This window comes from Streptomyces tatrensis (assembly GCF_049310065.1).
Classification (GTDB): domain Bacteria; phylum Actinomycetota; class Actinomycetes; order Streptomycetales; family Streptomycetaceae; genus Streptomyces.
In genome coordinates, this window is the sequence record NZ_JBMDLB010000007.1 from 158,261 (window position 1) to 170,952 (window position 12,692).

Here is a 12,692-nt window from a genome sequence, read left to right on the forward strand (position 1 = left end):
AGGAAGTTAACATCCGCGCGGTGCGGCCCGCCCCGGGGTGGTCACGGACGACGCCCGGTGCTCGGTGGGGGTGATTCCGTAGGCTTCGCGGAATGCCCGGCTGAACGCGGAGGCGCTGGGGAATCCCCAGCGGGCCGCGATCACTTGAACGGGCTGACCGCCCAGTTCCCCTCGTGCCAGGTCGGCGCGGGCCCGCTCCAGCCGGCTCTCGCGGATGCGTGCCGCGACGCTGAGGTCCTGGTCCGCGAAGAGGGCGTAGAGGGAACGCAGGGACATGTTGTGCCGGTCCGCGACCGTCTGGGGGGTCAGGCCCGGGTCGCCGAGGTTGTTCTCGATGAAGCGGTGGATCCGTTGCAGGGCCTCCTGCGTGCGCACCTCGGCAGGCGCCTCGCCGAGGTCGCCCAGCTGCCGTGCGAGACACGCGGTGGCCAGGTCGAGGGCGACGGCCCCCATCCCGTGCAGCTCCTCCGGGCCGCAGCGCGGGCCGTGGACGAGCAGGGTCTTCAGGAAGTCGGCAAGGACCGCCCCCGATCCCGTGTCCGCGTCCAGGCCCTGCGCGAGGAGGCCGTCCACCCGGTTCGGGCGCAGCGCCAGGGCCGGGCGGGGGATCTGCAGCACGATCGTGTCCACCTGCCCGCCCACGCAGGCCCCTGCGCTCGGCCGCGACGTGTCCGTGAGCATGAACCCCCCGGAGACCACCGAATCGCTGCCCCGCTGCGAGATCCGGACGTGGCCCCGCGTCACGAGGGCCAGCTGGAAGTGCTCCGGATCGCCGCTGCGGACATGGGCCGCGGTACGCCGCGAGAGCACCGGTGAGCAGGACAAGGAGGACAACCGCACCGCGCCGAGGTCCAGGTCCGTGATCTTCGCGCGGAAGTCGGCCGTGTGCGGGGTGCTGAGCATGACCGGCATCACATCGCTGGACACCGTCTCGCAGAACCAATCGAACCTGTCCTCGCGCGCCACGACGGCTTCCGACGCCACCAGCGAGCCCATGCGACCACCCACACCCTTTTGACCTGGCAGTGGACCAGTCCTTCACCGGTCGACCCACCGCCGTGCTTCCCCCCGTCACGTGATCAAGTATCGGCCACGTGAATCCGGCGGGGGCACGTGCCCGTGCCGGGTTCCCCACCCCCCTTCCCAGCCGGTCGCCTCACCAGGTATCTTGCATCGCATGGAACCAGGTGATTCGACCAAGCAGGCCCGGGCAGCCGCCCAGCTGCGCAAGGGGGTTCTGGAGTACTGCGTCCTCGCCCTGATGCGGGACCGCCCCCGCTACGGCGTGGAGCTCCTCCAGTCCCTCGAGGACTCCGGCACCCTCGCCACCAGCCAGGGCACCGTCTACCCGCTGCTCTCCCGGCTGCGCCGCGACGACCTGGTCACCACGACCTGGCAGGAGTCCGCCTCCGGACCGCCCCGCCGCTACTACGCGCTCACCGACAGCGGCCGTGCCGCCCTCGACGAGTTCACCCGCGTCTGGCCCGGCTTCCGCAACGCCGTCGACGCCTTCCTCGCCACCCCGCACCACGCCACCGGAGATCCCGCATGAAGACCTCGGCCGACCCCGTAAGCGACTACCTCTCCGCCGTCGAGCGCGAGGCCTCCGCACTGCCCGCCGACCGCCGACGGGAGCTCCTCGCCGACCTCGCCGAACACATCGAGGTGACCCGCGCCGAGCGTCCCGAGGTCACGATCGGCGAGGTCCTTGCGGAGCTGGGGGACCCCCGTACGATCGCGGCGACCGCACTGGCCGAGGCGGGCGACGGGGCCGTCGAGGCCGTCGAGGCCCCTGCGCAGAGCGGAGCGGGCGCACCCGTCCGGAAGGGCAAAGTGCACCCCCTGATCCCGCTCCTGATGCTGACCGTCCCCTTCCTCGTCGCGGCCGTCCTCCCCTACAGCGACACCACGTCGATCTTGAGCACCCTGTTCCGCGTCATCGGCGCGGTGCTCCTGTGCACCTCGGTCCACTGGACCTCGGCCCAGAAGTGGACCGGCGTACTGCTCACCGCCGTCCTGCCGACCCTCGCCATCGGCATCTGGAAGCTCTTTGCCGCCGCACCGACGGACGACACGGCGGCCAACGTGGCCAACCTGATGACGCTCGCCCTGCTGGCCGGTACGACGGCATGGCTCTGGCGGAACCGCCGCGCCTGAAGCGTCGCTCCCGGGCCCGGATCCGCTCCCGGGTCCGGGGTATCCGGGTCCGGACCCGGCGAGTGCCTCAGGTGAGCGACTGGGCGGCGTAGAGAGTGCCGACGGTGGTGGCCAGGGTGCCCAGGAGGAGCCGGAGTGCCTTCTCCGGCAGACGGGGCTGGAGGCGGGCGCCCAGGTAGCCGCCGACGAGTCCGCCCGCACCACAGGCCAGGCCCAGGAACCAGTCCGGCGCGATGCTGCCCGGCCCGGAGAGCGCGAGCAGGGTGTAGGTGGCGGCGCCGACCACCGAGGTGGCGAAGGTGGAGGCCAGGGCCGCCGGGGCGACTTGGGCGACGGGCGTGCCGCGGCCGACCAGGACGGGGCCGAGGAGGGATCCGCCGCCGATGCCGTAGATCCCGCCGACCACGCCGACGACCAGGGCCAGGCCGGTCACCGCCCGCGGCGACAGCTGGTCACGGGCCTGTCCGGACCGCCGGGACGGCAGGAGCGTGCGGAGGATCAGCCACAGTCCGAGCGGGAGCAGGAACGCCGCCACCAAGGCCTTGAAGACGACCGGGCCCGGGATCGCGAACACCCGGATGACGGCGCCGACGACCACGCCGGGCAGGGTCCCGAGGACCAGGCGGCGCACCAGTGGCCCGTGCAGGCTCCCCGTGCGGTGGTGGCGCAGGAGCGCGCCGGGGCCTGCGACCACGTTGTAGAGCAGGTTGGTCGGTGTGACCGCCGGACTCGGGACCGCGAACACGCTCAGCTGTACGGGCAGCAGGAACACCGCTCCGGAGACGCCGACCGGTGCGGTGATCACCGCGATGAGCAGGCCGGTGGCCAAGCCGGCCAGGCCCGTCCCCCACTCCACGGCCGTTCAGCCGCGTTCGACGTGCACGCTGGTCGACTTCACGCGGGCGGTGACCGTCACGCCCGGCTCCAGGCCGAGTTCCTCGACGGCCTCCCGGGTCAGCAGCGACACCACCCGGTGCGGTCCCGCCTGGACCTCCACCTGCGCCGAGACGCCGCCCAGCTTGATCGCGGTCACGATCCCCGGGAACGCGTTGCGCGCCGAGGTGGACGGGGTCCCCTCGGCGTCGGCGCCCTCCTGGGAGACCTCCACGCAGAACGCGGCGAGGTCGGGCCCCTCGACGATGCGCCGGTTGCCCTGCCGGTGGGTCGGGAAGCGGTCCGCGTCCGCCCACCGCCGCACCGTGTCGACGCTCACAGCCAGCAGTTCGGCGGCCTGCCCCATCGTGTACGACTCCATGAGGGCCACCCTAGAGGCTGCAGGTCATGGGCGTGTCGGCCGCCCTCGGCACCGCGCCGTGGCGGGCTCACCCGACCGGGCGCGGACCCGGCCGCGGACCCTGTCCGTCCCCCGGAGAGGGGCCCCAAGCCGGGGCAAACCGATCATCGGTTTGCCCTCCTCGTGCAAGTGGGTAGATCATGCCTCGTGATCGGCAGTCGTGTGTCCGAAGTACCGCTTCACCAAGCGTCGGAGGACCAGGGCAAGCAACCCACACCCAAGGGTCCTCACAAGCGAGGATCCTCGTCCCCGACAGGGAGCATTCAGATGGCCACCGGAACTGTGAAGTGGTTCAACTCGGAAAAGGGCTTCGGCTTCATCGAGCAGGACGGCGGCGGCCCCGACGTCTTCGCCCACTACTCCAACATCAACGCCCAGGGCTTCCGTGAGCTCCAGGAGGGCCAGAAGGTCGAGTTCCAGGTCACCCAGGGCCAGAAGGGCCCGCAGGCCGAGGACATTCGTCCCCTCTAAGCCACAGCTCTGAGCAGCAGCTCCGAGCCGCAGCATCCTGACGCCCCGCACCGTTTCGGTGCGGGGCGTCGCCGCGTCCGCCCCGTCCGCGCTGCCGCTCCGTCGGCCGCTTCCGCCGTCCGTGGCCCCCTCGCCGTCGGGCCGGTCCGGGTCCCGCCGTACTCTGTGCGGGTGATCCTGCACAGCCTTCACGACCGATCAGCCCTGGCCGCCCGCTTCGAACGGGACCCGGCCGTGAACCTGATGGAGCTCGGCGACCTCGACGACCTGCCGTGGCCCCACACCACCTGGTACACCCTCTCCGAGGACGGGCCGGTGGCGCTCCTCTACGCCGTCGGCGACATCCCGACGCTGCTGGGGTTCACCCGCCCCGGGCAGGCGGCCGCGCTGGAGGAACTGGCCGGGGCGCTGCTGCCCGTACTCCCCCGGCGCTTCCTCGGGCACCTGACCGGAAACGCCGCGAAGGTACTGGAATCCGCGTACGCCGTGGAGTCGCGGAGCACCCTGATCCGGATGGCGCTGACCGACTCCGAGCCGACCGACCGGCATTCCGGCGGACCGTGGCGGCCCGCTCCGCTGAGCCGGGACGACCTCCCGGAACTGCTCGAGCTGTTCGAACAGGCGTACCCGGGCAACTGGTTCGACCACCGCATGCTCGACACCGGCCAGTACCTCGGCGCGCGGCAGGACGGACAGCTGGTCGCCGTGGCGGGCGTCCACGTCCACTCGGCCGCGTACCGGGTCGCCGCGCTCGGGAACGTCACCACGCACCCGCGGGTCCGCGGACAGGGCGCCGGCAGCGCCTGTGTCGCCGCGCTGTGCCGGCGTCTGGGGAAGACCGTGGACCACATAGGGCTGAACGTCCGCGCCGACAACGCCACCGCCGTCCGCCTCTACCGCCGGCTCGGCTTCAGCGAGGTCACGGAGTTCACGGAAGCCGCCTTCACGGCGCGCCCGTAGGGAAACGGCAGCGGTGCCGCCCCGACGCTGGTCGGGGCGGCACCGTCCGTCTGCCGGCCGCTGCTCAGGAAGCGGGCGTGAACTTCGTCGCGGCGGGCGCCGCGGTGGCCTCCTTGACCACCTTCATGCCGCCCGGGACCGTCGCGTCGGGCTTCAGGATCACGCTCTGCTTGGTGGAGGGGGCCTTCGGGTCCGAGAAGTCGTGGGTGATGCCGAAGCCGTTGTCGTAGGACTTCAGGCTCAGCAGCGCCGCCCGGATGCCCTCCCGGGTCAGGTCCTTGTCGGCGCAGGCCTTCTTCAGGACCTCCCCGAACAGGGCGCCGGCGGAGTAGCCGGCCACCACGCCGTTGTCCAGGCCCGCGTCCGGGTACTCGGCCTTGTACGCGGCGGCCAGGGCCGCCGGGCCCGCCTCGGTCGAGCCGATCGGCAGGGCCGAGGAGGCGACGTAGTAGTCCTTCTGCAGGGCCGCGCCCGCCGGGGTGGCCAGGAGCTGCGGTGCGAAGGCCGAGTTGTTGCCGACGATCGGGATGCCCCAGCCGCTCGCCGCGGCCACTCCGACGAGCGAGGCCGCCTGCCGGGGGCCGGCGCTGATGATCACGGCCTTGACCCCGGCCTGCTTGAGCGCGGCGACCTGGGCCGTCATGTCGTTGTCGGTCGGCTTGATCTTCTGTTCGACGATGCTCAGCCCGGCCTCCGCGGCGATGGCCTTGGCCCCGGTCAGCGCGTTCTCGCCGTAGTCGCCCTCGAAGTAGACGTGCCCGATCTTGTCGCCCGAGGCGATGCGCTTCTGGTCGAGGAGGAAGCCGACGGCGTTGATGGTCTCGACGTCGTACGTCGCGCCCACCGTACGGATGTACGGGCTGCCGAGCAGCGAGGCGGACCAGGCCTGCGGGATGACCAGCCCCTTGTCCTTGCCGTCGATCCGCTGCTTCACGGCGGCGACGAACGGGGAGCCGATGAACTGGGCGAAGCCCAGCACCGAGGGCTCCAGTTCGGTGTAGGCGGCGAGGGCCTTCTGCGGGTCGTAGCCGTGGTCGCGCACCGTCAGCTCGATGGTGCGGCCGCAGATGCCGCCCGCGGCGTTGGTCTGCTTGACCCACAGCTGCTGGGCCTGGGTGACGCTCTTGCCGAGGGAGGCGTAGACGCCGGTCATGTCGGTGAGCGCGCCGAGCTTGATGGTCTTCTCACTCACCCCCGCTCCGGCCTTGACGCCGCCCGAGGCGGCGGGCTTGTCGCCATCGGCGGTCTTGGCCTTGCCACTGCACCCGGCGGCGCCGGTCAGGACGAGTGCGGCCGCCAGGGCCGCGGCAGCGTGCCTTCTTCTGTTCACGTTCGCTCCTTCGAGGGTGTGGTGCGGGTGCGGACGATCCGGGTGATGCCGGTGAGACCGCCGGGCAGGAACAGGACGGCCACGACGACGGCCGCTCCGTACAGGTAGCGGGAGGCCTCTCCGGGCGAGACTCCGCCCGTTCCCGGGGCGGACACCAGCGGGAGGGCGTCGCTGTAGCGGGTGAGGAGTTGTGGCAGGAGGGAGACGAAGACGGCGCCCACGACGGCGCCCGATACGGTGCCGAGGCCGCCGATCACGATCATGGCGAGGTACTCCAGGGACAGCACCATGCCGAAGTAGTCGGGCACGGTGCGCTGGAAGACCAGGGCGAGCAGGACGCCGGCGAGCCCGGCGTACATGGACGACAGGACGAAGACCGCTGCCCGGTACCGGGCGACCGGCACTCCCATCACCCCGGCGGCGATGCTGTGGTCGCGCAGGGCGTTCATGGCCCGGCCGGGGCGGCCCCGCAGGACGCCGCGCGCGAAGAGGGCGCCGCACAGGAGGGCCGCGAGGCCCACGTACCAGAGCTTCTCGGCGGACTGGAAGGGGACGGCGGCGATGACGGTCTCGGTGTCGTCGAAGGTGAAGCCGAAGAGGGACAGCGGCTCCACCTCCCGGCCGTTGAACCCGCCGGTGACGCTGGTGGCGTTGAACAGCACGTGCTGGCCGATGAAGATCAGCGCGAGCGTGGCGATGCCGAGGTAAGCGCCGCGCAGGCGGCCGGCGATGGGGCTGAAGATGCCGCCCGCCGCCCCGGCGAGGGCGACGGCCAGGACCGCGGCGAGCCAGCTGGGCAGGCCGAGGCCGACCAGCGTGTGACTGCCCACCGTGCTGCCGTCCCCGGCGAGCGCGCAGTACCCGTAGGCGCCGACGGCGAGGAAGAAGGCGTGGCCCATCGACAGCTGGCCGGTGGCTCCGGTGAGCAGGTTGAGCCCGATGGCCCCGATGGCGGCGGCGATGGCGAACAGCCCGGCCTGCAGCCAGAACCGGTCGAGGTAGAACGGCAGCGCGAGGAGCACCAGGCCGGCGCCTGCCGCTGCCGCGTTGCGGGCGCCGAGCAGCCGCGGCCGGGTGGCCGCCACCGGGGCGGCGGCCTCGGGTCGCAGCACGGTGCTGCGGGTGTCAGACACGGGCGAGCTCCTTCGTGCCGAAGAGTCCGGCGGGACGGATCAGCAGGACCGCGACCATCACCAGGTACGGGGCCAGGTCGCCGATGCCCCGGCCGAGGAAGGTCAACTGGCCCTGGTAGCCGGTGGCCAGCGCCTCGGTGACGCCCACGATCAGGCCGCCGGCCAGTGCGCCGGAGGTGGAGTCGAGGCCGCCGAGGATGGCGGCCGGGAAGGCCTTCAGCGCGGCGAGGGACGTGGCCCGTTCCAGGCCGGGCGTCGGGAAGACCGTCAGGAAGAGGGCGGCGACGGCGGCCAGCGCCCCGGCCACGGCCCACGCCGCGAGCGAGACCCTGCCCAGCCGTACGCCCATCAGCGCGGCCGTCTCCGGCTGTTCGGCGGCGGCGCGCATGGCAACGCCCCAGGAGGTGTGCCGGAACACGAGCAGGAACACGGTGATGAGCAGCCCGGCGGCGAGGATGGCGGCGATCCGGGTCTGCGGCACGGTGACCGCGCCGAGGTGCACCACGCGGTCCCCCCACGGATCGCCGAGTGAGAGCACGTCGGTGCCGAGGCGCCGGGTGAGGTCGGTGATGAGGAGGATGTCGACGCCGATGGTGACGATGGCCAGAACGCTCTGGTCCTGGCCCCGGTAGCGCCGCATCACCAGGAACTCGATGGCCGCCCCGACGGCTGCCGCCGAGAGGGCGCCGGCCAGCAGGGCGCCCCAGAATCCGAGCTCCTCGTGCAGGGTGGCGGTGACGTACCCGCCGGCCAGCAGCAGGGAGGCGTGCGCGAAGTTGACCACTTCGGTGGCCTTGAAGATCACCACGAAGCCGAGGGCGATCAGCGCGTAGACGGAGCCCATGGAGAGCCCGCCGAGGAGCAGTTCGAGGAACGTGGTCATGCGGCCGGCTCCTCCTCTCCGAGGTACGCGCGGACCACCGCGGGGTCGTTCTGCACCTGTGCGGGGGTCCCGCCGCCGATGCGCCTGCCGAAGTCGAGTACGGTCACCGCGTCCGCGAGCCGCATCACCACCCCCATGTCGTGTTCGACCAGCACGATCGAGATGCCGAGGCCGTCCCGGACACCCGCGATGACGGCCGCCGTGCGCTGCCTCTCGTCGGCGGTCATGCCGGCGACGGGTTCGTCGAGGAGCAGCAGCCGGGGCTCCATGCACAGGGCCCGGGCCAGCTCGACGAGTTTCTGCTTTCCGTACGGGAGCGAGCCGGCGGGCGCCGCGAGGTCGCCCTCCAGCCCGACGAACTCGGCGATCTCCCGGACCCGTTCGCGGTGCCGGCGGTCCTCGCGGGCGGCGGCGGGCAGCCGCAGTCCCGCGGCCAGGAAGCCGGTCCGCATCAGCCGGTGGCGCCCCAGCAGGAGGCTGTCGGCCACGGTGGTGTGCGGGGGCAGTGCCAGGTTCTGGAAGGTGCGGGCGATGCCGAGGGCGGCGACGGCGTGCGGGGCGAGGCCGGTGAGCTCGGCGGCGCCGAAGCGGACGCTTCCGCCGGTGGCCCGGTAGACCCCGGACAGCACGTTGAAACAGGTGGACTTGCCCGCTCCGTTGGGTCCGATGACGGCGTGCACGCTGCCGGGGTCCACCGTGAACGACACGGAGTCGAGCGCGGTCAGGCCGGAGAAGCGCACGGTGACGTCGGTGACGGTGAGCGGCGGTGGGGAGGCGTTCGCGTTCACGCCGACCACCTGCGCAGTTCCCGGCCCGTCCCGGCGGTGGCCGGCCCGGGCGCGGTCTCGTCCGTGATGCCGAGGTAGCGGCGCCGGACCTCGTCCGAGGCGGCCAGTTCGGCGGCCGGGCCGTCGAGGGTGACCTCGCCGACCTCCAGGACGTAGGCGTGCGAGGACAGCCGCAGTGCCAGGGCGGCGTTCTGCTCGACGAGGAGCACCGAGGCGCCCGAGGCGTTGATCTCGGTGATGGTCTCGGCGATGGTGGCGGCCATCTTGGGGGCGAGCCCCAGGGTGGGCTCGTCCAACAGGAGCAGGCGGGGGCGGGCCATCAGGGCCCGGCCCAGGGCCAGCATCTGCTGTTCGCCGCCGGACAGCAGTCCGGCCCGCTGCCGCGCCCGCTGGGCCAGTACGGGGAACAGCTCGTGCACCCGGGCCAGGGAACGGGCCGTGTCGGCGCGGGATCCCGCGCGGCCGCCGAGAGCCCCGGCGCGGAGGTTGTCCGCGACGGTCATCCGGGTGAAGACCTTCCGCCCCTCGGGTACTTGCACCACTCCGGCGGCGACGACCCGGTCCGGGGTGAGCCCGTCCAGCGGCTTCCCGTCGAAGGCGATGCTCCCGCCCGTGACGGCTCCCCGGTGGAATCCGAGCGTCCGGGACACGGCGCGCAGCAGCGTCGACTTCCCGGCGCCGTTGCCGCCGAGTACGACGACCACCGCGCCGGCGGGCACGTCGAGCGATACGGAGCGCAGTGCCCGGACCGGCCCGTAGCCGATGGACAGCGCACGCACTTGTAGCGAACCCACGTCCTCTCCTTCCTCTGGGTGGCCTTGTGCTGGCGCACACATCAGCACCGGGCCGGGGCGGGCGTCCACCGGCGGATGCGGAATCGCTGCCGATGACCAGCCCGGACAGGAGCGTGCTGTGCACGCGCACAGACCTGTCGCGCGCGCCCCTTACGGCGGCGGAGGCGGGGTGACATCCTCAGCGGCCATGGGTGGACGCAGAACGCGCACGGAGCAGGAGTGGTCGGTCCTGGTGTCGGCGGCGGACGTACTGATCGCCGACATTCCCGGCCTCACCGACCAGCTGATCAAGGACCTGGCGAAGCATTCGCCGCTGTTCGACCTGGCCGTTCCGCGGGACGAGCACTGGCAACAGGTCAGCGAGGCCATGCACTACGGGATCGAGGCCTTCGCCGCGCCCCGGTCCGGCCCGCGCAAGGACCTCGCGTACGCGGAGGAGCTGGGCCGCCGGCGGGCCGAGCAGGGGCTGCCGCTGGACCTGCTGCTCTACGCGTACCGCAGGGCGGGCCGGCTCACCTGGGACGCGCTGCTGGACATCGTCACCGAGAAGGATCCGGAGGCGCTCCCCGTCCTGGCCCGCGCGGCCGGGGCCATGTGGGCGGGGATCGAGCAGCAGGCTGCCGCGACCGCGGAGGCGTACCGCACCGCGGAGGTGGAGATGCGCCGGCGCAGCGACGAGCGGGCCCAGGCCCTGCTGGACGCCCTGCTGGAGGGGGACACGGCGCCGGCCCTGGCCGCGCAGGTGGCACTCGCGCTGGACCTGCCGGAGCAGGGGCGGTACGCGGTGGTGGTGCTGCCGGCCGACCGGGGCGAATCGGTGCACCGGGTGGTGGCGGCGGGCGGGATGCGGCTGTTCTGGCGGATGCGCACGGAGCGGGAGCTGGCCGTGGTGGCGCTGGGCGACTCCTCGCCGGCCGATCTGGCGGCGGAGCTCGCGGACCGCTGCCCGGGGCCGGGCGGAATCAGCCCGGTGGTGGACGGACTGGCCGAACTGGGCCGGGCCCGGCGGCTGGCGGAGACGGCGCTGCGGACCTGCGGGCAGGACGAACGGGTGCTGGTACGGCTCACCGACCGGCTGCCCACGGCCCTGGTGGTGCGCCAGCCGGAGCTGTCGGCCGAGCTGGTCCAGGCGGTCCTCGGCCCCCTGCTGGACCTGGACCCGGCGGACCGGGCGATGCTGCTGGAGACCCTCGACGCCTGGCTGGCGGCGGAGGGTTCGGCGGGCCGCGCGGCGAGCCGCCTGTACTGCCACCGCAACACGGTCTTCAACCGGCTGCGCCGACTGGAGAGCCTGACGTCGAAGTCCCTGTCCCGTCCCCGGGACCTGATCGCGCTGACCCTGGCGCGGGACGCGTACCGGCTGTCGGGCGGCTGAGGGGGGCGGCCGGTCGCCTGGCCGGCCGCGTCCGCCGGGCAGCAGGTCGCGCCCGTATCGGACGGCTTGGCCGCGCCGGTCGGACGGCTTTGCTGCGCCGGGCTCCTGGCTTGCCGAGTCCGCCGGGCAGCCGGTCGCGCCCGTATCGGACGGCTTTGCCGCGCCGGGCTCCTGGCTTGCCGAGTCCGTCGCGTCGCCGGCCGCGTCCGCCGGCGTGACCGGTGCGCCCGTCGACGAGACCGGTACGTCCGGCGGCGCCCCGGTACGTCCGGCGGCGAGACCGGTACATCCGGCGGCGAGACCGGTGATTCCACCGATGTGCGGTCGCGGAGTGCGCCGTGACAGTGGTCCGGCCAGCGACAGCGGCGGGAACCACCGTCAGGCGGCACGGACCTCGGCACGCAGCCGGGTACCCGCCACCGCCGGGACGGCTCCGCCACGACCGAGAGGACGACTCCGTCGTGCAGCAGCATCACTTCGAGAACGCCCACCAGGCCCGCTCCGACCACGGCCCCGCCGGTATGCGGGGGCGGTCCGTCGATCCCGTCGGCGGCGGGACGCGGCTCCGTTCGCTCGTGTCCGCACTGGCGGCGCTCGTGACGATCGGCGCGATCGCCACGTTCACGGCGTCCGGGGCACAGGCCGCGGCCAACCCGTACGAGCGCGGCCCCGCGCCGACCAACTCGAGCATCGAGGCCCTCCGCGGCTCCTACGCCGTGTCGCAGACCAACGTCTCCTCCCTCGGAGTCACCGGCTTCGGCGGCGGCACCATCTACTACCCCACGTCCACCGCGGACGGGACCTTCGGCGCCGTGGTGATCTCACCCGGCTTCACCGCCTACCAGTCGTCCATCGCCTGGCTCGGCCCGCGCCTGGCCTCCCAGGGCTTCGTCGTCTTCACCACCGACACGCTCACCACCCTCGACCAGCCCGACAGCAGGGGACGCCAGCTGCTGTCCGCCCTGGACTACCTGACGGAGCGCAGCACCGTCCGCACCAGGATCGACAGCAGCAGGCTCGGCGTGATGGGCCACTCCATGGGCGGCGGCGGCACGCTGGAGGCCGCCAAGACCCGGCCCTCGCTGCAGGCGGCGATCGCGCTCACCGGCTGGAACACCGACAAGACCTGGCCCGAGATCAACACCCCGACCCTGATCGTGGGGGCCGACGGCGACACGGTCGCACCGGTCGCCACGCACTCCGAGCCCTTCTACACGAGCCTGCCCGGCTCGCTCGACAAGGCGTACCTGGAACTCAACAACGCCACGCACTTCACCCCGAACAGCTCGGACACCACCATCGCGAAGTACAGCGTCTCGTGGCTGAAGCGGTTCATCGACAACGACAGCCGCTACGAGCAGTTCCTCTGCCCGCTGCCGAGCCCGAGCCTGGCCATCGAGGAGTACCGGGGCAACTGCCCCCACACTTCCTGAACCGCCCCCGGCAGGTGGGAGGCCGTTCCGCTTCAGCCCCCCACCTGCTGCGTCCGGTCTTCCGCCATGGTTTA

14 protein-coding genes are annotated in these 12,692 nt (G+C 72.7%); 6 read left to right on the forward strand and 8 right to left on the reverse strand.

Features of this window, described 5'->3' with window-relative positions; all coding sequences use genetic code 11:
- Positions 1 to 6 precede the first annotated feature (6 nt).
- Complete coding sequence (locus tag ACODT5_RS04470) at positions 7 to 996, reverse strand: AraC-like ligand-binding domain-containing protein (protein WP_422517879.1); 990 nt, start codon at positions 994 to 996, stop codon at positions 7 to 9.
- Between the two features lie 181 nt (positions 997 to 1,177).
- Between ACODT5_RS04470 and ACODT5_RS04475 the strand changes: the two genes are divergently transcribed.
- Both ACODT5_RS04475 and ACODT5_RS04480 read left to right on the forward strand, forming a co-directional pair.
- On the forward strand, positions 1,178 to 1,552 hold the full coding sequence (locus tag ACODT5_RS04475) for a PadR family transcriptional regulator (RefSeq protein ID WP_422517880.1): 375 nt from the start codon (positions 1,178 to 1,180) through the stop codon (positions 1,550 to 1,552).
- Positions 1,549 to 2,157, forward strand: coding sequence for an HAAS signaling domain-containing protein (locus ACODT5_RS04480; RefSeq protein ID WP_422517881.1), 609 nt, complete (start codon positions 1,549 to 1,551; stop codon positions 2,155 to 2,157). Before ACODT5_RS04475 ends, ACODT5_RS04480 begins: the two co-directional genes overlap by 4 nt.
- 67 nt (positions 2,158 to 2,224) lie before the next feature.
- On the opposite strand, the gene ACODT5_RS04485 is transcribed toward ACODT5_RS04480, so the two are convergent.
- Positions 2,225 to 3,013, reverse strand: coding sequence for a sulfite exporter TauE/SafE family protein (locus ACODT5_RS04485; protein WP_422517882.1), 789 nt, complete (start codon positions 3,011 to 3,013; stop codon positions 2,225 to 2,227).
- Positions 3,014 to 3,019: 6 nt separating this feature from the next.
- Positions 3,020 to 3,412 (reverse strand): TOBE domain-containing protein, encoded by a 393-nt coding sequence (locus ACODT5_RS04490; RefSeq protein ID WP_422517883.1) that lies wholly within the window; start codon positions 3,410 to 3,412, stop codon positions 3,020 to 3,022.
- A gap of 306 nt (positions 3,413 to 3,718) precedes the next feature.
- Between ACODT5_RS04490 and ACODT5_RS04495 the strand changes: the two genes are divergently transcribed.
- Together ACODT5_RS04495 and ACODT5_RS04500 are read left to right on the forward strand one after the other, a co-directional pair.
- Positions 3,719 to 3,922: a cold-shock protein gene (locus ACODT5_RS04495; RefSeq protein WP_243336897.1), complete on the forward strand. Its 204-nt coding sequence runs from the start codon at positions 3,719 to 3,721 to the stop codon at positions 3,920 to 3,922.
- 171 nt (positions 3,923 to 4,093) lie between these two features.
- Positions 4,094 to 4,882 (forward strand): GNAT family N-acetyltransferase, encoded by a 789-nt coding sequence (locus ACODT5_RS04500; RefSeq protein WP_422517884.1) that lies wholly within the window; start codon positions 4,094 to 4,096, stop codon positions 4,880 to 4,882.
- Between the two features lie 64 nt (positions 4,883 to 4,946).
- On the opposite strand, the gene ACODT5_RS04505 is transcribed toward ACODT5_RS04500, so the two are convergent.
- Genes ACODT5_RS04505 through ACODT5_RS04525 form a run of 5 tightly spaced genes read right to left on the reverse strand, consistent with a single transcriptional unit; the run spans position 4,947 to position 9,852 of the window.
- Positions 4,947 to 6,212, reverse strand: a complete 1,266-nt coding sequence (locus ACODT5_RS04505; RefSeq protein ID WP_422517885.1) for an ABC transporter substrate-binding protein — start codon at positions 6,210 to 6,212, stop codon at positions 4,947 to 4,949.
- The gene (locus ACODT5_RS04510; RefSeq protein WP_422517886.1) at positions 6,209 to 7,345 is read right to left on the reverse strand and encodes a branched-chain amino acid ABC transporter permease; all 1,137 of its coding nucleotides are present in this window, start codon (positions 7,343 to 7,345) and stop codon (positions 6,209 to 6,211) included. The genes ACODT5_RS04505 and ACODT5_RS04510 overlap by 4 nt, the downstream gene beginning before the upstream one ends.
- Entirely contained in the window at positions 7,338 to 8,228 is an 891-nt protein-coding gene (locus tag ACODT5_RS04515) for a branched-chain amino acid ABC transporter permease (RefSeq protein WP_422517887.1), read from the reverse strand. The genes ACODT5_RS04510 and ACODT5_RS04515 overlap by 8 nt, the downstream gene beginning before the upstream one ends.
- A complete protein-coding gene (locus tag ACODT5_RS04520; protein WP_422517888.1) occupies positions 8,225 to 9,016 on the reverse strand; it encodes an ABC transporter ATP-binding protein in 792 nt (263 codons plus the stop codon). The genes ACODT5_RS04515 and ACODT5_RS04520 overlap by 4 nt, the downstream gene beginning before the upstream one ends.
- Positions 9,013 to 9,852, reverse strand: coding sequence for an ABC transporter ATP-binding protein (locus ACODT5_RS04525; protein ID WP_422519550.1), 840 nt, complete (start codon positions 9,850 to 9,852; stop codon positions 9,013 to 9,015). Before ACODT5_RS04525 ends, ACODT5_RS04520 begins: the two co-directional genes overlap by 4 nt.
- Before the next feature lie 145 nt (positions 9,853 to 9,997).
- Between ACODT5_RS04525 and ACODT5_RS04530 the strand changes: the two genes are divergently transcribed.
- Together ACODT5_RS04530 and bdeA are read left to right on the forward strand one after the other, a co-directional pair.
- The gene (locus ACODT5_RS04530; RefSeq protein ID WP_422517889.1) at positions 9,998 to 11,185 is read left to right on the forward strand and encodes a PucR family transcriptional regulator; all 1,188 of its coding nucleotides are present in this window, start codon (positions 9,998 to 10,000) and stop codon (positions 11,183 to 11,185) included.
- Between the two features lie 521 nt (positions 11,186 to 11,706).
- Positions 11,707 to 12,618, forward strand: coding sequence for a bis(hydroxyethyl) terephthalate hydrolase (gene bdeA / locus ACODT5_RS04535; protein ID WP_422519551.1), 912 nt, complete (start codon positions 11,707 to 11,709; stop codon positions 12,616 to 12,618).
- The last annotated feature ends 74 nt before the right edge of the window (positions 12,619 to 12,692 follow it).